Raw genomic sequence first — 20,824 nt, 5'->3', positions numbered from 1 at the left:
GCAACCGGGGGGCTTGCATGCGAAGTGCATTGCGTTGGGCCGGCTATCTGGCCGGGGGAGTGATCGTCATTGCCGCTGTCCTGGCGGCTTACATCTGGATCGCGTCTAACCGGATGCTGAACGGGCCGTTCGCGGCCAAACACGAAAACCTGTCTGGCGCCACTCCGGAAATGGTGGCCGACGCATCGCGCCGGCTGCATGTGTTCGGCTGCATCTCCTGCCATGGCGATGGGATGCGCGGGTCTTTGTTCATCGACGATCCGCACCTCGCCAAGCTCTATGCGCCAAACGTCTCCGAAATCGCTGGAAAGGCGACGGACCAGCAGCTCGCGGCGGCTATCCGCCAAGGCATAGGAGTCGATGGCCGCGCGCTCGCCATCATGCCGTCCGCGCAATTCTCTCGCCTGACCGATGGCGAGGTCGCGGCGCTGATTGCCGCGGTGCGCAAACTTCCGTCTGGTGGCGCGCCCACACCTGCACGGACGATCGGTGCGATGGGCCGCCTCGGCGTCGCAACCGGCAAGTTCAGGACGCAGCCCCAACTGATGGCGGACTATGTCCAGCAATGGCCGGCGGACCTTGGCCCGAACTATGCCAAGGGCCGCCACCTCGCAGCGACCGTCTGCTCCGAATGCCACGGCCCGGCGCTCGATGGCGCCGAGGTAAAGCCGGGCCTCAAGTCGCCGGACCTCGACATCGTCGGCGCCTATGACCTGGCGGCCTTCACCAAATTGCTGCGGACCGGCATTCCGGCGAGCGGCAAGAAGCTGACCCTGATGGACGAGGTCGCGCGCGCGAATTTCAGCCACATGACCGACGAGGAAATCGCCGAACTGCATGCCTATCTCGTTGGACGGGCCCAGCGGTCCAATTGATACCCGGCCAAGAATCCGCTTTAATTCTAGGCACTTTGGGGGAGTAACGCTTCATGGCCACTGCCGCCGCCGCTCTGATCGCTCGAGCCCGCCGCGAGATCCAGCATCACTTCTTCGCCGCCGATGCTGTCCGTGCCGACCGTGCTGTGCCGTTCGCCGCCGAGAACGGCATCGAACAACGGCAGTTCGAAAAGATGCGGGCCAAGAATATCATCCTTGAAGCCAAGCCCGGAGAATATTGGCTCGATGTCGTTGCCTACGACATCGAACTGAGCCGCCGCCACGCCATCCAGCGCACCATCATCCTCGTGCTTCTCGCCGCCCTCGCCGCAGCCGTGATGCTCGGCGTATTCGCGGCAACGGGTCGCAACCTTCCGCACTGAGGAGTATTGGGCCTCTGTCGGATAGGGAGCGCTCAATGGCCACTTACAAGATTGCGATCATCGTCGGCAGCCTTCGCAAGGACAGCCTCAATCGGAAGATCGCGCGGTCGATCTGTGCGCTCCGGGGCGACAATCTCGATTGTTCGATGGTCGAGATCGGCGAACTCGACCTCTACAATCAGGACATAGACACCGATAATCCGCCGGCGTCCTGGAAGCGCTTCCGTGAGCAGGTCGGCGCGGCGGACGGCATCCTGTTCTGCACCCCGGAATATAATCGCGGCGTGCCGGGGGTGCTCAAGAACGCGATCGACATCGGCTCGCGGCCCTATGGCAAAAGCGTGTTCGACCAGAAGCCGGCGGCGATCGTCAGCGCCTCGCCGGGGTCGATCGGCGGCTTCGGCGCCAACCACCAGCTGCGCCAGGCCTGCGTGTTCCTAAACATGCCCGTGATGCAGCAGCCGGAGGCCTATCTCGGCCATGTCACTGACGACAGCTTCGATGCCGACGGCTGCTTGAAGGAGGGTCCGCTGAAGGAGCTTGTGACCAAGCTGGCGCATGCCTTCCATGACTGGGTGAACGCGATCCTGAGGGCCCGCGAACTGCTCCTCCACGACGCGGCCAAGGAGCAGGCGAAGGAGCCTGCTTAAGTGACTTTCTGCCGTGCGTGAAAGCGCGGCTGGTCCCATTCGCGGGTGGAAAGAATTTCGGCGAGTGCGTCGGCAGCCTGCCACGCATCCTCGAAGCGATTGTAGAGCGGGGCGAAGCCGAAGCGGATGATGTTCGGCGCCCGGAAATCGCCGATGACTCCGCGGGCGATGAGCGCCTGCATGACGGCGTAGCCGTCGGGATGTGAAAAGCTGACCTGGCTGCCGCGCTGCGCCGGATCGCGGGGTGAGACGAGCGTCACTTCCGGACAGCGCGCCTCGATCTCATCGATGAACAATTGTGTCATTGCAGCCGATTTGGCCTCGATGTCGCTCATGAGGATGCCGTCGAAGGTGCCGACGCCGGCTTCCAGCGCCGCAAGGGCCAGAATGGACGGCGTCCCGGTCAGGAAGCGAGAGATCCCCGGCGCCGGGCGATAGTCACCCGCAAAGGCGAAGGGTTCGGCATGGCCCATCCAGCCGGTGATCGGGGAGCGTAAGTCGTCCTGCAGGTGTTCGGCGACGAACAGGAAGGCCGGCGCTCCGGGGCCGCCGTTCAGATATTTGTAGCCGCATCCGACAGCGAGGTCGCAGCCTGAGCCATTGAGCTCGACCGCGAACGCTCCGGCGCTGTGCGACAGGTCCCAGATGGTCAATGCGCCGTTTTCGTGTGCCACCTCGTTGAGCGCCCGCATGTCGTGCCGCTCGCCGCTGCAATAATCGGTGTGCGTGAGGTAGAGGACGGCGGTGTCGTCAACGATCGCCGTGCCCAAATCGGCGCGGTCGACCGTGTTGATTTGAGTACCCGGCAAGAGGTCGGCGAGACCCTGGGCGACATACAAATCGGTCGGGAAGTTTCGTCGCTCGGTCAGGATGGTGGCGCGGCCGGGCCTGGCCGCGAGGGCGGCTGCAAGCAGCTTGAACAGGCAGACGCTCGTCGAGTCCGCGACCAGAAGTTCGTTCGGTTTTGCCCCGACAAGCGGCGCGAGCTTCGCCGCGATCCGTGCTGGCGCGTCGATCCAGCCGTGCTTGTTCCAGCTCGTGATGAGATCATTGCCCCATTCGCGCTCCGCCGTCCGCGACAGCGCGCCCGGCGTCATCACCGGCAAGGCGCCAAGGCTGTTGCCGTCGAGATAGATGACGCCATCGGGAAGCCGGAACCTTTGGCGCGCGAGCGCCAGCGGGTCAGCGGCGTCGAGCGCCCTCGCTTCGTCCAGCATCACAGCTTGGGAAGGGTGACGCCCTTCTGCCCCATATATTTGCCGGCGCGGTCGGCGTAGCTCGTTTCGCAGGGCTCGTTGCCCTGGAGGAACAGGAACTGGCAGGCGCCTTCATTGGCATAAATCTTGGCGGGCAGCGGCGTCGTGTTCGAGAATTCCAGGGTAACATGCCCTTCCCAGCCGGGTTCCAGCGGCGTGACGTTGACGATGATTCCGCAGCGGGCATAGGTCGATTTGCCAAGGCAGATCACCAGCACGTCGCGCGGGATGCGGAAATATTCGACCGTCCGCGCCAGCGCGAAGCTGTTGGGTGGGATGATGCAGACGTCGGTCTTGCGATCGACGAAGCTATTCGACGCGAAATCCTTGGGGTCGACGACGGCGGAATCGACGTTGGTGAAAATCTTGAACTCGTCGGCGACGCGCGCGTCATAGCCGTAGGACGACAGTCCGTAGCTGATGCAGCCCTCGCGCCTTTGCGCCTCGACGAACGGCTCGATCATGTTGTGGGACTGGGCCTGCTCGCGAATCCAGCGGTCGGATAGGATGCTCATGGCGATTGGCTAGCTTCATCGCCCGATTTCGTCACCCCCGCGGATGCGGGGGTCCCGCTTCTTTTTCTGTGGACGGTTTGCCCAAGCGGGATTCCCGCTTTCGCGGGAATGACGGAGATTTTAGTGCACAGTCTATCCACAGCTATCATCCCACGGGCTGCTTTTGTTCTCGTTTTCAGCTAAGCATCAATCCTTCACGGAAAGACCCATGGCTGAAGTTGTTCGAATCAGTGGGAGCGAACCTCCCGCAACGCCCTCGCTCCCCCAGAATATCGAGGCGGAGGCGGCGCTGCTTGGCGCCTTGATGATCGACAACCGGCTGGTCGAGGACGTCCAGATCAGGCTGCGCTCCGAACATTTCTTCGAGCCGCTGCACGGGCGGATCTACGAGGCGATCCTGCGCATGACCGACCGCAACATGGTCGCCAATCCTGTCACGCTGAAGCCGATGTTCGAGAGCGACGAGGGCATGAAGGAGGTCGGCGGGCCGTCCTATCTCGCCCAACTCACGGGCTCCGGCGCGGCGGTCATCGGCGCCCGCGATTTTGCGACCCAGATTTACGATTTGGCGTTGCTGCGCGCCTTGGTCGGCGTCGGCCGCGAGATGGTTGAAGGTGCGCTCGACACGTCCGAGGAAGTGGCGCCGCTGACCCAGATCGAGCGGGCCGAAAGCGAGCTCTACAAGGTCGCTGAGCAGGGCGGCGGCGAAGGAAAGGTCAAGTCGTTCAGCGATGCTTCGAAGGAGGCGCTTCGCGTCGCCGAGGCAGCGCTCAACAGCGGCGGCGGCCTCAGCGGTATCACCACCGGCCTGACCGAGCTCAACGGCCGCATGGGCGGCCTGCACCGGTCCGACCTCGTCATCCTCGCCGGCCGTCCGGGCATGGGGAAGACCTCGCTCGCCACCAACATCGCCTTTGCCGCCGCCACCCGCTTCCTCAACGAGGTCGCCGACGGCATCGAGCCTGAGCGTTCGGCCGGTGCCGGCGTCGCCTTCTTCAGCCTGGAAATGTCGGCCGACCAGCTGGCCACCCGCGTGCTGGCGGAAGTGTCGGAAATCCCCGGCGAGCAGATTCGTTCAGGCAAGATCGGCCGCAACGAATTCACGCGCTTTGCCCGCGCTGCCAGCGAACTGAACAGCCTGCCGCTCTACATCGACGATACGCCCGCGCTGACCATCGCCGCGCTGCGCGCCCGCGCCCGCCGCCTCAAGCGGCAGAAGGGCATCGGCATGATCGTCGTCGATTATCTCCAGCTGCTGCAGGGGTCGGGCAGGGGATCTAACGACAACCGCGTCCAGGAAATCTCGGAGATCAGCCGCGGCTTGAAGCAGCTCGCCAAAGAATTGCACGTCCCGGTGCTGGCACTCTCGCAGCTCAGCCGCGCAGTCGAGCAGCGCGAAGACAAGCGCCCGCAGCTGTCCGACCTTCGTGAATCGGGCTCGATCGAGCAGGACGCCGACATTGTCCTCTTCGTTTATCGCGAGGACTATTACCTCGCCGCCAAGCAACCGGCCGACGATCATCCCGACTTCCCGAAATGGCAGGAAGAGATGACCCGCGCTTATGGCAAGGCGGAGATCATCGTCGCCAAGCAGCGCCATGGTGCGACGGGCAAGGTCAAGGTCAAGTTCGACAGCCGCATCACCAAGTTCAGCGACCTGGTGGACGACGCTTACCTACCGGAAATGCGCGGCTGATTTCGGGAGCGCGCTGCTCTGGGGCGGTGCGCGTGGGGGGGCAGGTGAGGATGCTGGCGGTTTTCCCGTCCGGCGTCCTCACTTGAAAAGGAAACGGCCCGGGATCGCTCCCGGGCCGTTCCATTTTGGCCGCAGCCTTTCCGCTTAACCGCGTTCGGGCATCGGCGGCGGAGGAGGCGGTGGCGGTGGGGGCGGACAGGCGTCCGTCGCCAGGATCACCGAACCGTCCGGGCAGGTCTGCGTCGCCGGGGGCGGCGGAGGCGGCGGGGGCGGAGGAGGCGGCGGGGGTGGCGGCGGCGGGGCTGCCGCAGCGGCACCGAAGTTGAACATCACGCTTGCGAGCAGCGAGTGCGAGTGCAGCTTGCCGTTGGCGCCAAGCTCGACGATGCCGTCTCCGTTGTCGAACTCATCGCTGAAGTCGAGCTTGCCGGTGCGGAAGTAGCGGTACTTCAGGCCGATATCGACATTGTCGCTGACCGGCATGTAAACGCCGGCGAGCAGCTGCCACGCCCAGGCGCTGTCGCTGTCGCCGAACAGCTTGACGTTGGCGCGGCCGAAGCCGGCGCCGATGTAGCCGCCGACGCCGCCGTTGCCGCCGAGGTCGAGCAAAGCGTTCCCCATCAGCGACCAGACCTTGCCCGAGCCGCCGACGCTGAAATCGTCGTCGACGATGCCGAGCGCGTCGGCAAAGTCGTTGTCGAGATCGACCTTGTCGGCCTTGAACTTCTTGTAGCCGAGCTCGCCTTCGAGCCGGAACATGCCGAAATCGTAACCGGCGACGATGTCGCCGTCGAAGCCCATCTTGAAGTCGACGTCGAAGGCGTTGTCGAAATCGACGCTGTCGTAGTCGATGTCGAAATCGGCATCGGCATCGATGACGGCGCCAGCCTCGACGCCGACATACGGCGCATGGTCGCGAGCCATGGCCGGCGTCGCAGCCAGTGCCGCCGCGGACGCAGCCGCGAGCAGATATTTACGCATCTCTATTTCCTTGATTGAGTGATTGGAGAGATGCCGCCCCAACCGCCCGGGCAGGTGATGGTTTCCACCCTAAGGGTTTTCACCTCGTTACTGTGACATTCAGGTCACAGAGGGCATTGAGCTGCGCTGGAATGGTTAACGGGTGCGCCCGGCAGGGCCGCCAAAACATTGATGCGATTGGATAGTTGCGCCACAATTGGCGTTCAGCGGAAACCACATTGGGCAAGGGGAATTACATGTTGGGGCGGAGTTCACTTCTGATGGCACTGGCGGCGACGATGGTTGCTGCCACTCCGGCCGATGCAAAAAAGAAGGACTTGCCGCCGCCGGCTCCGGTTGCGCCGCCGCAGGTTGCGCTGCCCGATTCCCCCAACGGCGTTGCCGTCCGTTATTTCTATGAGCGCCGCAATTATGCGCCGATCTGGTTCAAGCAGGGTGGTGGCGATGAAGCGATCGCGCAACTACTGAGCATCCTCAACAATGCGTCGGTCGACGGCATGGCCAATGGCGCGCAGGTTGCCGCCACGGTCGGCGCAAGGGTCATGGCCGCCCGTGCCGGCGACGAGATGGCGCACAAGGTGGCCGAACTGGCGCTGACCGCCGCCTGGGTCGACTATGTGCAGGCTCTGCAGCGGCCCGATACCAACGTAATTTGGGGCGACCCCTATCTCTCGTTGAAGCCTGGCAATCCCGACCGGATCATGGCCCTTCTAGCGGCTGCTCCCTCGCTGCCCTCGCATCTGCAGTCGGTGTCGACGGTCAACCCGATCTACGCCAAGATTCGCGAGATCGCGCTCACCGAGGCTGCCGCGAACGGTGGCCGTCCCTCGGACAAGACGCGGCTGAACCTGGAGCGCTCGCGCATCCTGCCGGCGTCGGGCAAATTCATCCTCGTCAATTCGGCCGAGCAGCGCCTGCACATGTACGATAATTGGCAGGAAGCTGGTTCAATGAAGGTCGTCGTCGGCGACAAGGACCATTACGGCCTGCCGACTCCAATCGTCGTCAGCAGCATCAATTATGCGATCGCCAATCCCTATTGGCACGTTCCGGAACATCTGGTTCGCAAGTTCGCGCCGCGCGTCCAGGCTCAGGGGCAATCCTTCATGGATCGCAACGGCTATGAAGTGCTGACGGATTTCGGGCCCAGCGGCCAGCCGGTTCCGATTTCATCAATCGACTGGAAGGCAGTGCAGGCCGGCACGACCAAGGTGCTGATGCGGCAGAAGCCGAACAGCATCAACTCGATGGGCAGGATGAAATTCCCCTTCCCCAACCGGGAAGGCATTTACCTGCACGACACGCCGATGAAGGAATATTTCAGCCTGGCGAACCGCGCCAAGTCTAACGGCTGCATCCGCGTCGAGGATTATCGCAAGCTCGCCTACTGGCTGTTCGGCCATGACGTGGCGGCCGCCGGGAGCGGCCCCGAGCAGCACATTTCGCTGCCTCGCGGCGTACCGGTTTACGTGACTTACCTGACGATGGTTCCGAGTACTGACGGAATGGCCAGTTTCGAGGACCGCTATGGCTGGGATCGTCCTGGCGTTCTGGCGGGCGGCATGGACATTACCATTGGCATTTCCGCGGCTGCGGGCTCCGCCGAGGTCCTTGAAGGCAGCAGCGGCGCCCCGAAGACAGGCAGCGCGAAGGCCGCGGGCTCGCCGCACTAAGGATTGGGGCCAGTGTGCGGCTGTCCCCCGGACGGCCTACGCGCTCAGACTAGTGCTCGGCTGTCCCCCGGACGGCCTGCGCTTTAGTCTTCTTGCAGATTGGGGTCGCGCAGGCCCTGCTCAATGCCGGCGCGTGCCAGGTCGGCCTCGCTGCTCGTTACCGGATAAGCGCAGTAATCGGCCGCGTAGAAGGCGCTGGGACGGTGATTGCCGCTTAGGCCGACGCCGCCAAAGGGTGCGTTGGACGGTGCGCCGTTGGTCGGCTTGTTCCAGTTGATGACGCCGGCACGGACCTTGGTCCAGAACTCGTCGTACATGGCGGGACTACCCCCGACGAGGCTGGCGGCCAGCCCGAAGCGCGTATTGTTCGCTTCGGCGATCGCGGCCTCGAAATCGGGCACCCGGATCAACTGCAGCACGGGCCCGAACATTTCCTCGTCTGGCCGGTCACGGACATCGGTTACGTCGATCAAGGCCGGCGTCAGATAGGGCCGGTCCTCATATGGCCGGTCGAGGCGGCGGATCGGTTTTCCGCCGCGCATCATGAGCTCGACCCACTGTTCCTGCAGGTGGTGCGCCGAGTCATTGTCGATGACCGGTCCCATGAACGGCTGCGGATCAGCGAGGGGCTCGTCGACAATCAGCCGGTCGATCAATTGCGTGACCTTTTTGATCAGCTTCGCTTCCTTGCCGTCCTCGACGATCAGCCGGCGGGCGGCGGTGCACCGTTGGCCCGCCGACAAGTAAGCGGACTGCACGATGATTGCCGCCGCGGCTTCCAGGTCCTTCGCGTTCCACACGACCAACGGGCTGTTGCCGCCCAACTCCAGCGCCAGGATCTTGTGCGGCGCGTCTGCAAACTGCTTGTGAAGCGCCATGCCCGCGCGAACCGAGCCGGTGAACAACAGGCCATCGATGCCCGGCTCGGCGGCCAGCGCCCGCCCCTCGTCGGGGCCTCCTACCAATAACCGGACCACGCCTTCGGGGATGCCGGCGGCATGGAAGCATTCCACCAGCATGGCGCCTGTTGCAGGCGTTCTCTCGGACGGCTTGAACACGATCGTGTTGCCGGCGATCAGCGCCGGCACGATGTGGCCGTTGGGCAAATGGGCCGGGAAATTGTAGGGCCCGAGCACGGCAAGGACGCCATGCGGCTTGTGCCGGATCGCGATCTTGCTGCCGAGAGCACCCTCCAATTTTCGCATCGGCGTGCGATCGAGATAGGCGGAGGCAGATATCTCGACCTTGTTGATCACTGCGCCGACTTCGGTGCGCGCCTCCCACAGAGGCTTGCCCGTTTCGCGGGCGATCAGGTCGGCGAAGATTCGTTCCCGGCTGCGCACTTCATTGGCGAAGCGCCGAAGCGCCTCGATCCTATAGGCGATGCTGTGTGCAGCCCATTCGGGGAAGGCGGCGCGCGCCTCCACAACCTCGGCCGCAGCGTTGCCGACGTCGCCCGACCAGACTTCAGCGCCCGTCGCCGGCTCGGTGGAAATGATACGCGCTGCCATGTCGGGCCTCGGTACAACTTGGTTAACCTGGGTCAAGTCGCGCTCATTGCCGCGCCCATTCGCCGGATTGCGGCGATCTTGGCATTGAAGGGTGTCCAGTCATCGCCCGCGGCGATTGCGGCCCAGATCCCTTCAACCTCCTCGATATGCATCGAGCATGGCGTCTCATCGCTCCAATATGGATGCGATCGCGCCGCGGGATTGTCGCGGCCATCGAGCAGCTGTGCCAGGTCGCGGAATTCCTCGCAGGGGTACGCGTCTACCCCCGGATCGCGGCCACCCCGCCAGTCGAAGAACAGCCAGTCGATCCCTGCTGCTTTCGATTGCAGCGCTTTGATCAGTGTCGCGACCAGGTGCCGGTCATCGTCCCTGGCGGCCGGGACGACACCGAGCCGCTTCAGCATCGCCTCAATGAGTGCAGCTTCAAATAATTCGGACCATGAGCGCAGTTGGTCGGCGAGGGGCGGGGCTTCGGCGACCAGCGCAAGGCAGCCCGCCAATTGTGCCAGGTCCCAGTGGATCGCTTCAGGTTGCCGGCCGAATGCGTAGAGCCCCGTCTCGTCGAAATAGGCGGCGGTGAACGCGTCGTCCCAGTAGGGCGTGAACCGCCACGGCCCGTAATCGAAGCTCTCACCTGTAATGGCGATATTGTCGCTGTTGAGGACGCCATGGACAAAACCGGCGGCAAGGTAGGAGGCGGCAAGGCGGGCTGTGGCCCCTGCAATCAGCTCGAACAGTCGATGCGCACCCGCGGACGGGTCTTCTCCGTAGAGGTGCTCCAGGCAATAGCGGACGAGCTTGGCGATATTGTCGGGCTGCTCGAAGAAGGCGAGCCGCTGAAAGGTGCCGATGCGGATATGGCCGTGACCGAGCCGCGTCAGAACGGACGAGCGTGTGGGAGAAGGCTCGTCGCTCCGCACCAGCTCCTCGCCTGTTTCGAACAATGCGAAGGTCTTGGACGTATTGACGCCCAGTGCCTCCAGCATTTCCGTGGCCAACACCTCGCGAACCCCGCCCTTTAGAGTTAGGCGGCCATCGCCGAACCGGCTGTAAGGGGTCTGGCCCGACCCCTTGGTGCCGAGGTCGAGCAGGCGGCCGCCCTCGTCACGGAGTTGGGCGAAGAGGAATCCGCGGCCATCGCCGATCTCCGGATTGTAGCTCCGGAACTGATGCCCGTGGTAGCGAAGGGCGAGGGGCTGCGGCAGGTTGTCCGGCAACGGTTCGAAGCGGCAGAAATGCGCTTCCCAATCGGTGCCATCCAATCCGATCCGCTCGGCCCATCGCTCGTTGAGAAACCGCGGAATGGACCTGGGGAATTTTGCCGGTTCGACTGCGTCATAGAAATCCGCGCCGAGCTCGAGGATTTTTGGGTCGGGGCGGTAATCGGCCATGGCTTGCCACAGGTGGAGCATCGGCGCTGGATCCGCTAGGTCCAATCCCATGGACCTTGTCGAACAATTGCGGGCATTCGGCCTCTCTTTGCCCGGTGCGCACCGTAAATCGCCCTGGCCCGATCACGATGATCTGGCGGTCAAGGACAAGACGTTCGCCTATTTGCCGGGCAAGGGGAAGCCGTTCAGCTTGTCCTGCAAGCTGCCTTATACCGGCTATGAGGCGTTGCAGCTGCCCTTCGCCGAACCGACCGGTTATGGTCTCGGCAAGAGCGGCTGGGTCAGCTTCTCGCCACCGGCCGATCATATTCCCTCGTTCAATCAACTGAAGGAATGGGTCGAGGAGAGCTACCGCGCCCAGGCGCCGCGCAAACTGGTCAAGGAATTGGATGCTCGCGACGACGGGTGACAGTCGCCAGCGCCCTTTGTAGGGTCTTGCCAGGAAGCAGTCAGGGGTATCGCATGGCGGAGTGGGTCGATCGTTACTGGACGAGCAACGACGGGCTGAAACTCCATTATCGCGATTATGCGGGTCCGCATGAGCGGCCGCCGATCCTCTGCCTGCCCGGACTGACCCGCAACGCTCGCGACTTTGAGCCCGTGGCCGACCGCCTCGCCGGTGAATGGCGGATCATTGCCGTCGAATTCCGGGGCAGGGGCCAATCGCAATACGACCCCAATCCGGCCAATTACGTGCCGCACACCTATGCGGCAGACGTCCTCAAGCTGCTCGACCAGCTCGGCATTGCTGACGCCGTCTTCTTCGGGACGTCGCTGGGTGGTATCGTCGCCATGCTGATGAGCTCGACGGATTCCGAGCGGATCGCGGGGGCGATGATCAACGACATAGGGCCGGTGGTGGAGGATCGCGGGATCGATCGCCTCCGCGCCTATGTCGGCAAGGGAGGGGTTTTCGCCAATTGGGCCGAGGCGGCGGAGTCCGCTGCGACAAGGAACGGCATCGCTTTTCCTAACTACACTGCCGATCAGTGGGACGTCTTCGTCCGCCGGCAGGCAAGCGAGCGGCCAGACGGAACGGTGCGGTCGGACTATGACATGGCCATCGCCCAGCCGTTCGCGACCGCGCAGGGGACGCCCCCGTTCGACCCTTGGCCGCTGATCGACGGATTGAGGGACAAGCCCGTCCTCCTCGTGCGCGGCGAGACCAGCGATTTGCTGTCGGTCGAAACAGCCGAGCGAATGATTGAAACTCTGCCGAAGTCCGAATTGGTGACGGTCCCGGGCATCGGCCACGCGCCGATCCTCGACGAACCGGAAGCCGTCGCCGGTATCGACCGGTTGCTTGCGAAAGTTCTGGCTGAATCCGAAGTCGAGGCGGGTTAAGCGAGCTTTTTCAGCTTGGCGATTGCAGTCTCGTCCGGCTCGTCTGGTGCAATAGTCGCCTGAAACTTCTGGTCCTTGTCGAACAGCAGGACCGTCGCCGTGTGGTCGATCGTGTAGTCATCTCCAGTTCCGACCTTCTGCGAGAAGATGCCATATTCCTTCTTCACCAGGGCGATCTGGGCCGTGCTGCCGGTCAGACCGATGACCGGCGCGCCGAACAGATCGGCATAATTGCCCACCTCCTTCGGGCCGTCTCGCTCGGGGTCGACGGTAACGAAGACGATCTGGAATGCGCCCTCGCTGCCTACTTCCCGGCGCAGCTTCACAAGCCTCGCCAAGGTGGTTGGGCAGACATCGGGGCAATGGGTAAAGCCGAAGAAGATCGCGTAGGGTTTGCCAGCCAGTTTGCTGCTGGCGAATGGCTGGCCCTTGCTGTCGACCAGCGTGAACGGCCCTCCAAAGCTGACCTGCGTCGGCACAGGCTTCAGCAGCGGTGCGTCGGATTGCCGCCACAGCAAGGCGCCGCCGATCATGGCGGCGACTGCCGCCAGCAGCCAAAGTGCTAGCCGAAGGTTTCTCACATTGCACCCGCTGGTTTGACCGTCACCCTAATACGGTGCGCCCTGGCCTTGGCGAAGATCAGGGTCAGGTCGAAATGGTCGCCGGCCTTTAGCGGCCCCTTCAGGCCCATGATCATGATGTGAGTGCCGCCCGGCCCAAGCGTCAGCTTGCCATTCGAAGGCACCGATAGGCCTTCACCGGCCGCGATCGGACGCATGCGCATGACGCCCCCGTCCATCGAGCTCTCGTGGATCATCGCCTCGCCGATGCTGGCCTTGGCGCCAATCAATTCATCGGCCCCGCCCTTGTTCTCGATCGTGACATAGGCGGCAGCGTTGTCGGCGGAGCCGGTTTCCCGCGCCCATGCGTCGTGCGCCGAAATCTTCGGGCCGGGAGCCGAACAGGCGGCAAGGCTAAGAGCGAATGCGATGGTAGCGGGTCTCAACATGGCGCGCCCTATGGAAGCGGACACTCGGAGCCGCAAGCCATCAGTGGCCGTAGATTGCCTGCGCGCGCGTATAGAAGTCGCGGTTCCATCGGCCGTGCTCGGGCACTCCATACCCGGATGCCTTCCAGCCGGTGAACGGCCCATCGGCCGCGAAAGGCGGCCGGGCTTTGCCGATGGAAAGAATACCCGCCTGGGCTTCTGCCAGGAAGCGTGCATGCGCGCCTGCGTCGTTGCTGAACAGGGCGCCCAGGAGGCCCATGTCGGTGGAATTGTGGCTTGCAATGGCAGCGTCCAGATTGCGCACCCTGAGGACTGCTGCCAGCGGTCCGAACACCTCGTGGCGAAGGAGCGGGTGATCGGGTCTTGGCTCGATGACCAGGGTCGGTCGTACCCAGCAGCCGCGCTCGCTCAGGTCCACCGCCGCCTGGGCGCCCATGCTCAAGAAGGTTCGTTGACTGGCCTTGTCGATCACCGGCCCAACTTGCGTAGCAACGCCCGCGGGATCGCCGACAGACAGCGCATCTACCGCCGCGGCCAGGCGCTCGACAAAAACGTCGTAGACTGCATCGAGGACGATGACGCGGCGGATGGCGGTGCAGCGCTGGCCGGCGAAGCTGAAAATAGCGGCGGCGAGATCGCTGGCGGCCGCCTCAAGGTCGGCGCTCCCGTCGACGATGGCAGCGTTGCTGCCGCCAAGCTCCGCCTGAGCAGGGATCGCTCGCCTTCCGGCTTCAGCGACAATCAGCCGGCCAACCGGAACGGAGCCGGTGAAGCTGAAGAGGTCCGCGCTGGCCAATACGGCCTGTCCGGTAACCCCGTCGCCCGTGAGCATCGCGATGCTCTCGCCCAACCCGACGTCGGCAAGACTGTCTCGAAGCATGGAGGCAATGCGCGAGCCTTGGGGCGCCGGCTTCCAGAGAACCTTGTTCCCATAAGCCAGCGCGGGGGCGAGCTTGGCAAGAGGGATGGCGAAGGGATTGTTCCAAGGCGTGATCAGGCCGGCGACGCCGACTGGCCGGTAGCGGACTCGGCGACTGCCGTGGGCCTCCTCGTTCTGAAGCGTAGTCACCACGTGCTCCAGCAGGCCGAGTCCGTAGGTAAATTCGCCTTCGGCATCGACACGCGGCTTACCAAGGTCGCGGATCAAGGCTTCGACCCACATTCCGCGAGTTGAACTCAGGCGCCTGTGCAATTCTGAAAGGGCGGACGAACGCTCGGCGATCGGCATGTCGGGCTGTCCGCGCAGGCGATCCGCTTCGCTGGTGACGGTCGCGGACCGAGTCAGCTCGGCCTCGAACAGCAATTCTCGTGCATCGCACGGATTGAAATGACTCCAAGTCTTTGAAGCCTTCCCGAAGATCGCGGCACTGGACTTCACGCTCGCGGCGCGACCATCGAGCCAGCGCAGCGCTTGCGCGCCGTGGGCGGCATCGTAGCTGCCGACAAGATCTTCACCGATCACGACCTCAAAACCGTGCGCATAGGCATCGAGAACGGTCGCCTGGATGCAGGCATGGCTATGCACGCCCGCGACTAACAGGCGCTCGACGCCTAGCGACTGGAGTTCGGTGTCAAGGCCTGGCGCATCGAAGGCACTGAAGAAGCGCTTAAACAGCACGGGCTCGCCCGGCCGCTCCTGCAATTCGGGCGGCGCAGCGGCGCCGGGCGTCCCGTCGACCGCTTCGGGTGCGCCGCGGCGATGGGGCATGGCGCCTGAACCATCAGCGGCAACCCGGGTGCGGACATGGACGACAGGCCAGCCTTGGGTCCGTGCCGCCTCCAAGGTTTCAGCGATCGCCGCGATCAGCGTGCCGCGAGGTGGCTGCAAACTCTCCCGCGCGAGATAATCCTCCTGGCAATCGACCAGCAGGAGGGCGGTCTTGCCGCTCACTAGGCCGCGTCGGCCAGCAGCCGTTCGAGGTTGGCTTTGACCAGTTGGCCAAACTCGGCCGTGCCGACGACCTCATGGCCCGGCATGGCGATGTCGCCGGTGCACTTGCCCTGCTGGAGCGTCTCGCGGACGGCCTGGCGCAAGGCCGCGTCCGCTTCCGGCCAGCAGAAGCTCTCGCGCAACATCATGCCGAGCGACAGAATCTGGCCGATCGGGTTGGCGACGTCCTTGCCGGCGATGTCTCGCGCCGCGCCGTGCCCGGTCTGGTAGACGCCGTTGCCCCTGTCATTGAAATTGCCGGAATAGCTGAGGCCCCGCGAGGCCAGCAACAATGCGGCACAATCGGCAAGCACGTCGCCGAACATGTTCGGCGAGAGCACAACGTCGAATTGGCCCGGATTGGCGATCAACTGGAAGACCGCATTGTCGATCTCCAGCTCTGCCAAAGCGGTGCCGGCTTCCTGGGTCATTTCCTGTGCGATGCGCCGCCACATCGAGCTGATCGAGGGAATGCCGCCGGGTTTCAGGACGACATTGATGCGCCCGCGCCGACTGGAGGCAAGCTTGATCGCCACGTCCACGATCCGGCGGACCATGGACTCGCGATATTCGAAGCGATGGCGGGCGACGCGGTCGCCTTCGACGTCGACCTCCTCCCAGCTTCCCTGGTAAATCCCGCCCATGCCCTCCCGGATGGCGATGATGTCGGCGCTGGCGACGACCTCGGGGCGGACTTGGCCCGCTTCACGCAATTCGATGAGCGGCTCGATTGGCGTGAATTTGCAATAAAGGTCGAACTGGCGGCGCATTTCGTAGACGAAGCGGTCGCCGCCCGGCCCGCAGAAAAGCGCTCCGCCGCGATCGAAGATGTCCTCAGCGAAGCCGATAACCTCCGACGAGAGACTGCTGCCGTAGAGCTCTTTCGCCGGCAGGCCGATGAGGCCGCCTTCATGGATCTCGAACCGACGCGAGGTCGCTTGAGACAGGACTTCGAGCAGCGAAGCCGCAACCCGCACGACTTCTGGGCCGACACCCTCGCCCAGGAAGAGGCCGATATGATGGACGCGCGCCGGGTCCCAAGGCGCACAGGGAACGTGGAGCGTCTCGGTCAGGCGCGGCTTGGAAGCTTCGGTCACTCGGCTGAACTTGTCGGACACTGGATTCATCAGGCTCTTAAGCATTTGCGGCATTCTTCTTCACGGCGCCGTAGAGAGCAGTCAGCTGACTAGCAATCAGGGGCCTTGGGATCTTGCCCATGGCGTTGCGCGGGATCGACGGCATTCGGATGACGTGGAAGCGGCGATTGTTCTTCAGCATGCCCCGGATTTTCTCGGTCAAACCTCGAACATCGAAATCGTCGTCACAGACGATTCCAAAGGTCAGAATGTCACCCTCATCGAGTTGAAGGCCGACGGCGCAGACGTCTTTTACTCCCGGCAATCCGCCGACCATCGTCTCGAGGTTGACTGCGGAAATCTTCCAGCCGCCGAGATTGAGCATGTCGCCGGTGCGGCCGTCGATGGCGAGCAGCCCATCCTCGTAAAGCCGGCCGATGTCGCCCGGATAAAACCAACCGTCACGGAAAACACTGCCGCCGGTTGGGCCAGAGCCCTCCTCATAACCACCGGCCATGATCGCGCTGCGTGTCCGGATAAGGCCCGGCTGCCCGGCTGGGACTGGCTCGCCCTTGGCGCTGACGATCTCGGCTTCGACGCCGTCGCGGAGGAATCCGACTGCTCCGGGATGGCGCTCGATCACCTCATGTTCGCCCATGGCGATGCTGCCCGTCTCGGTCGAGCCATAGCTGATCAGCAGGCGGGTGCAGGCTCGCTGGAGCGCGACGTCGCGCAACGCCGTCGGTAGCCGGCCGCCGAGAAGCATGATCGTCCGCCCCTCTCGTCCCGGCCACTCGCCCTTGAGGCCGAACAATCGTTCCTTGAGCTGCGGCGGGGAACAGGTGATCAAATTGGCATCGGGGAGCGCTTCGACATCGCGCTCCAGGCCCTTGGCTGCCCGCGGCAGGATGACACAGCCACCGGCTGCCCACGTCGCCAGCGGGTAGCGGAAACCTGCCGTGGTCCTGAGGTGCAGAAGCGGGAACAGCTTGGTCTCAGCGTTCGCCATTTCGCCGACCTGGTCGACCCGCTGCTCGATCATTGCGGCGTCCCAGACGATGAACTTGGGTCGATTGGTCGTCCCCGAGGTGAGATTGAGGCGCCGCGCCGACTGTTCATCGTTGGCAACCGCCTCGCCGACGGCGGTCGGGGCGCCCGGATCGAGGTGAAATTCGAAACGCGAAACGGAGGGGGGCACGTCGATAAGGGATTCAAAGTGGCCGAGCACGAGGTCGACCTTACCTGCTTGGAGCGCGCCCTTGACCGCCGCCTTGTCGGTCATCGAAACATGGGTGGCGCCCAGCTTTATGACCGCGAGGTGGGCGATCCAATTCGTATAGGAATGACCGTTCTCCGCGGCCCCGGCGCGGATGCCGATCGTCTTGCCGGTACCCACGCCCTGGGACCGCAGCTTCATGGCGGCGGCATCGATATCGGAATTGAGGCGCGCAAAGCTGATCGGCGCGCCGCCGGCCAACACGGCCGTGCGGTCGCCCGCCTGTTCCATGATTCGCGCGATAATTCCCATGAACGCCCGATTTCCCCCAGTCGCCAATGCATTAGCAAAGCCGGGATTTGGCGCAACGCGCATTTCAAGGTGAACGCGATTGTTCGTTGGGCCAGTGGCGCTACGCCAACACTTTTGTCGCCGCGGCTTGGCACGCCTTTTGCTCCATATTGGCTATGGAATTTGAGGCACGAACCGGACGACAGCGGCGTACAACCCGCCGCGATGCGCGCGAGTGTCCGATTCCGGACGCCCGCCGTCCACTTGTGGACAGGCTGCGGGAAGGTGGAGGCCCGAGCCGGAATCGAACCGGCGTGCAAGGATTTGCAGTCCTCTGCGTAACCACTCCGCCATCGGGCCAGCGGAAGCGGCGCAATGGTCGGGCGGCCCTCTATTGTCAACCGCGCGCCACTGGCGAAACAGGTCATTCGTCCGTACGTCTTTTCGACCGGAGGTGGTGTCCGCTGCTTGGCCTTGGCGGCCACGGGCGATATGGACGGCCTTGCAACGCCGGTGTATTACTGGCATATAACAGTTGAGATTTCAGAGGACTTGATGTCGCCTAACACCGACTTCGCCGCTGCCCGGCAGGCCATGATCGACAGCCAGTTGCGGCCGCAGGGCGTCAGCGACCCGGCGATCCTCGCTGCCATGGCTTCGGTACCGCGGGAGGAGTTCGTGCCGGAGAACGTGCGCCCGCTCGCTTATATGGACCGCGCGCTCGATCTTGGTGACGGCAAGGCAATGATGCCGCCGGCGGCGCTTGGAAAGCTGATCATGGAGCTAGAGCCGCGCGCCGGAGAACGCGCGCTCGTCGTTGGTTCGGGCAATGGCTATGCCCCACGCGTCCTTGAGGCCCTTGGCGTCCAAGTCGATACGGCTGCTGGCGAGACGCGAGGCGGCAAATCGGCTTACGATCTCATTCTGGTCGATGGCGCGGTGGAAGAAATCCCTGAATCCCTCGCCGCTCGCCTTGGTCCCGATGGCCGGCTTGGAACCGGCGTTTCCGACAATGGCGTGACGCGCCTGGCGATTGGCCGCCGCGCGGGCACATCTTTCGGTCTCCGGCGTTTCGCGGATGTTCAGCTGCCGGTTCTTGCCGGCTTTACGCGGCCGCGGGCCTTTACCTTCTAGGAATGGAGTTACTGTGAAGCGTCACCTTCTTATCGGCGCGATGGCTGCAACCTTGCTCGGCGGAACCGCTTATGCGGATACGCTGCGCGAGGCGCTTAACTCGACCTATCACTATAACCCGACCCTCAACGCCCAACGCGAGAGCCTGAAGTCGAGCGATGCCGGCGTGGCGATCGCCAAGGCGGCGGGACGCCCGACCGTGGCGGGCACTGTCAACCTGACACGCGACATTTCGCGAAGCGGCCGATTTGAGTCGACCCTCGGCAAGGGGCCGTATGTCACTTCGAATGTCAATTTGAGCTATCCAGTCTTCCAGGGCGGGACGGTCAAAAACAATATCAAGGCCGCCAAAAAGCGCGACGAGGCGGGCCGCGCCACCTTGCGTGCTGTCGAAGGCGACACGTTCGTCGAAGCCGTGTCTGCCTACATGGACGTCATGCGTGACCGCGCGGCCGTCGAGCTCAACCAGAACAACGTCAAGGTTCTGCAGACAAACCTCGAAGCGACGCGCGACCGATTTCAGATCGGCGACGTGACTCGCACGGACGTTGCGCAGTCGGAAGCGCGCCTCTCCCTCGGCCAGACGCGATTGCTCTTGGCGAAGGGTAACCTAACCGCCAGCGAGGAAAACTACCGCCGGGTAATCGGCAAGCAACCTGACAGCCTAGCTTCGCCGCCGCCGCTTCCGCCACTGCCGACGACCGCCGACGAAGCCGTCCGCATCGCGCTGGTCGACAATCCCGACCTGATTTCCATCCTGCACCAGGCCGAGGCCGCCGGTTACGACGTCAAGTCGGTCCGCGGCACCCTCCTCCCCACCGTCTCGGCCTTCGGCTCGGCCGAATATGACGATGCGTTCGGCGACAATGACAATTTCCTCTCCGGCACGACGACCAGTGTTGGCGCCCAGCTGCGGGTCCCCGTCTACCAGGGCGGCCTTCCGGCGGCCCGGATCCGCCAGGCGCAGGCGATCGAAGGCCAGTTTCTCGAGAACCGCATAGGGACCGAGCGCGCCGTGATTTCGGCTACGCGGTCGGCCTTTGCCAATTACCATGCGGCGCTCGAATCGATTAATTCGAACGATGTTGCGGTGAAGGCCAACGAGCTGGCGCTCGAGGGTGTCCGCGCGGAAAACAGCGTCGGCACGCGCACCATCCTCGACGTGCTCGATGCCGAGCAGGAGTTGCTGAACTCGCAGGTGCTCCTGGTGACAGCGCGACGCGATGCTTATGTCGCTGGTTTCCAGCTGCTGAACGCCATGGGCCAGGCAGAAGCACAGGACCTGGGACTGGATGGCGGCCCTCTCTATGATCCGCTGGGCAATTACCGCCGCGTCGCCGGTGACTGGAACGACTGGTCGGGTGATCCGAAGCACCTGCCGGTCTCCACCCGGACGCTTACTCCGGCCGAGACTCCGGCGCAGGGCGTGACTCCGCCGACGCGATAAGCGATACGGACGGCCATGCAGTCGCGTGAGCCCTCGATGGAAGACATTCTGGCGTCGATCAAACGTGTGATCGCCGAGGAAAAGGAGCTGCGCGCCGCCGTGCCGCCGGCTCCTTCGATGCCCGAGGACGACGACGACGTACTGGAGCTCGACGAAAGCATGGAAGAATCGTCGCCGGAGGCTCCTGTCGAGCTCGGACCGCCGTTGCTGGACGAACAGGCCGCCGGCACAACCCGCGAACGTCTCGATCAATTGTCCAGCCTTGCCGCCAGCGCTCCGCCGCCGCAGCCGCAGGGCAATCCGCTCGAAGAGATGTTGCGCGAGATGTTGCGGCCTATGCTCAAGCAATGGCTGGACGAGAACCTGCCGCGCATCGTTGACGAACATGTGAAGCGCGAGATCACCAGGATTACGGGAAGGCCGCTCTAAGGCTTGCCTCCTGCCGC

20 protein-coding genes and 1 tRNA gene are annotated in these 20,824 nt (G+C 63.8%); 10 read left to right on the top strand and 11 right to left on the bottom strand.

The features are described 5' to 3' along the window. Window positions 1-17 precede the first annotated feature (17 nt). The 3 genes from LZ536_RS10755 to LZ536_RS10745 are packed head-to-tail and all read left to right on the top strand — an operon-like array spanning window position 18 to window position 1,908. A complete protein-coding gene (locus LZ536_RS10755; RefSeq protein ID WP_249848787.1) occupies window positions 18-875 on the top strand; it encodes a cytochrome c in 858 nt (285 codons plus the stop codon). A 53-nt stretch (window positions 876-928) separates the two neighbouring features. Further along, window positions 929-1,258 carry a YdbL family probable chaperone protein gene (locus LZ536_RS10750; protein ID WP_249848786.1) on the top strand — a complete coding sequence of 110 codons (330 nt, stop codon included), beginning with the start codon at window positions 929-931 and terminating at the stop codon, window positions 1,256-1,258. 35 nt (window positions 1,259-1,293) lie between these two features. Then, on the top strand, window positions 1,294-1,908 hold the full coding sequence (locus LZ536_RS10745) for an NADPH-dependent FMN reductase (RefSeq protein WP_283938544.1): 615 nt from the start codon (window positions 1,294-1,296) through the stop codon (window positions 1,906-1,908). Here the strand turns inward: LZ536_RS10745 and kynU are convergent. Together kynU and dcd are read right to left on the bottom strand one after the other, a co-directional pair. Further along, window positions 1,905-3,125 (bottom strand): kynureninase, encoded by a 1,221-nt coding sequence (gene kynU / locus LZ536_RS10740; RefSeq protein WP_249848785.1) that lies wholly within the window; start codon window positions 3,123-3,125, stop codon window positions 1,905-1,907. The genes LZ536_RS10745 and kynU overlap by 4 nt on opposite strands. Continuing rightward, the gene (gene dcd, locus LZ536_RS10735; protein ID WP_249848784.1) at window positions 3,125-3,679 is read right to left on the bottom strand and encodes a dCTP deaminase; all 555 of its coding nucleotides are present in this window, start codon (window positions 3,677-3,679) and stop codon (window positions 3,125-3,127) included. The genes kynU and dcd overlap by 1 nt, the downstream gene beginning before the upstream one ends. Before the next feature lie 208 nt (window positions 3,680-3,887). Between dcd and LZ536_RS10730 the strand changes: the two genes are divergently transcribed. Further along, window positions 3,888-5,375 (top strand): replicative DNA helicase, encoded by a 1,488-nt coding sequence (locus tag LZ536_RS10730; protein WP_249848783.1) that lies wholly within the window; start codon window positions 3,888-3,890, stop codon window positions 5,373-5,375. 144 nt (window positions 5,376-5,519) lie between these two features. Here the strand turns inward: LZ536_RS10730 and LZ536_RS10720 are convergent, their stop codons facing one another. Further along, entirely contained in the window at window positions 5,520-6,356 is an 837-nt protein-coding gene (locus LZ536_RS10720) for an outer membrane protein (RefSeq protein WP_283938543.1), read from the bottom strand. A 236-nt stretch (window positions 6,357-6,592) separates the two neighbouring features. Here LZ536_RS10720 and LZ536_RS10715 point away from each other — a divergent pair, with 236 nt between their 5' ends. Next, window positions 6,593-8,029 carry a L,D-transpeptidase family protein gene (locus LZ536_RS10715; protein ID WP_249848782.1) on the top strand — a complete coding sequence of 479 codons (1,437 nt, stop codon included), beginning with the start codon at window positions 6,593-6,595 and terminating at the stop codon, window positions 8,027-8,029. A gap of 83 nt (window positions 8,030-8,112) precedes the next feature. Here the strand turns inward: LZ536_RS10715 and astD are convergent, their stop codons facing one another. Both astD and LZ536_RS10705 read right to left on the bottom strand, forming a co-directional pair. Continuing rightward, window positions 8,113-9,540 carry a succinylglutamate-semialdehyde dehydrogenase gene (gene astD, locus LZ536_RS10710; RefSeq protein WP_249848781.1) on the bottom strand — a complete coding sequence of 476 codons (1,428 nt, stop codon included), beginning with the start codon at window positions 9,538-9,540 and terminating at the stop codon, window positions 8,113-8,115. Between the two features lie 32 nt (window positions 9,541-9,572). Then, complete coding sequence (locus LZ536_RS10705; protein ID WP_431357943.1) at window positions 9,573-10,931, bottom strand: protein adenylyltransferase SelO family protein; 1,359 nt, start codon at window positions 10,929-10,931, stop codon at window positions 9,573-9,575. Between the two features lie 49 nt (window positions 10,932-10,980). Here LZ536_RS10705 and LZ536_RS10700 point away from each other — a divergent pair, with 49 nt between their 5' ends. Then, window positions 10,981-11,340, top strand: a complete 360-nt coding sequence (locus tag LZ536_RS10700; RefSeq protein ID WP_249848779.1) for an MmcQ/YjbR family DNA-binding protein — start codon at window positions 10,981-10,983, stop codon at window positions 11,338-11,340. Window positions 11,341-11,393: 53 nt separating this feature from the next. After that, a complete protein-coding gene (locus LZ536_RS10695) occupies window positions 11,394-12,275 on the top strand; it encodes an alpha/beta fold hydrolase (RefSeq protein WP_249848778.1) in 882 nt (293 codons plus the stop codon). Here the strand turns inward: LZ536_RS10695 and LZ536_RS10690 are convergent. The 6 genes from LZ536_RS10690 to LZ536_RS10665 form a co-directional block, all read right to left on the bottom strand. Next, window positions 12,272-12,856: an SCO family protein gene (locus LZ536_RS10690; RefSeq protein WP_249848777.1), complete on the bottom strand. Its 585-nt coding sequence runs from the start codon at window positions 12,854-12,856 to the stop codon at window positions 12,272-12,274. The genes LZ536_RS10695 and LZ536_RS10690 overlap by 4 nt on opposite strands. Continuing rightward, window positions 12,853-13,284, bottom strand: a complete 432-nt coding sequence (locus LZ536_RS10685; RefSeq protein ID WP_249848776.1) for a copper chaperone PCu(A)C — start codon at window positions 13,282-13,284, stop codon at window positions 12,853-12,855. Before LZ536_RS10685 ends, LZ536_RS10690 begins: the two co-directional genes overlap by 4 nt. Window positions 13,285-13,324: 40 nt before the next feature. Continuing rightward, on the bottom strand, window positions 13,325-15,175 hold the full coding sequence (locus tag LZ536_RS10680; RefSeq protein WP_249848775.1) for an aldehyde dehydrogenase family protein: 1,851 nt from the start codon (window positions 15,173-15,175) through the stop codon (window positions 13,325-13,327). Then, the gene (locus LZ536_RS10675) at window positions 15,175-16,356 is read right to left on the bottom strand and encodes an isocitrate/isopropylmalate family dehydrogenase (RefSeq protein ID WP_249848774.1); all 1,182 of its coding nucleotides are present in this window, start codon (window positions 16,354-16,356) and stop codon (window positions 15,175-15,177) included. Before LZ536_RS10675 ends, LZ536_RS10680 begins: the two co-directional genes overlap by 1 nt. Further along, the gene (locus tag LZ536_RS10670) at window positions 16,349-17,818 is read right to left on the bottom strand and encodes a class I adenylate-forming enzyme family protein (RefSeq protein ID WP_249848773.1); all 1,470 of its coding nucleotides are present in this window, start codon (window positions 17,816-17,818) and stop codon (window positions 16,349-16,351) included. The genes LZ536_RS10675 and LZ536_RS10670 overlap by 8 nt, the downstream gene beginning before the upstream one ends. 265 nt (window positions 17,819-18,083) lie before the next feature. Then, window positions 18,084-18,157, bottom strand: a tRNA-Cys gene (locus tag LZ536_RS10665). Window positions 18,158-18,352: 195 nt separating this feature from the next. Here LZ536_RS10665 and LZ536_RS10660 point away from each other — a divergent pair. Genes LZ536_RS10660 through LZ536_RS10650 form a run of 3 tightly spaced genes read left to right on the top strand, consistent with a single transcriptional unit; the run spans window position 18,353 to window position 20,807 of the window. Further along, window positions 18,353-18,931 carry a protein-L-isoaspartate O-methyltransferase family protein gene (locus LZ536_RS10660; protein WP_249848772.1) on the top strand — a complete coding sequence of 193 codons (579 nt, stop codon included), beginning with the start codon at window positions 18,353-18,355 and terminating at the stop codon, window positions 18,929-18,931. Window positions 18,932-18,944: 13 nt separating this feature from the next. Next, window positions 18,945-20,378 (top strand): TolC family outer membrane protein, encoded by a 1,434-nt coding sequence (locus LZ536_RS10655; RefSeq protein WP_249848771.1) that lies wholly within the window; start codon window positions 18,945-18,947, stop codon window positions 20,376-20,378. 15 nt (window positions 20,379-20,393) lie between these two features. Next, a complete protein-coding gene (locus tag LZ536_RS10650) occupies window positions 20,394-20,807 on the top strand; it encodes a DUF2497 domain-containing protein (protein WP_249848770.1) in 414 nt (137 codons plus the stop codon). Window positions 20,808-20,824: the final 17 nt, after the last annotated feature.

The sequence above is a fragment of the Sphingomonas alba genome (assembly GCF_023516555.1).
Classification (GTDB): Bacteria; Pseudomonadota; Alphaproteobacteria; order Sphingomonadales; family Sphingomonadaceae; genus Sphingomicrobium; species Sphingomicrobium album.
This window is presented reverse-complemented; position numbering and strand designations above follow the sequence as displayed.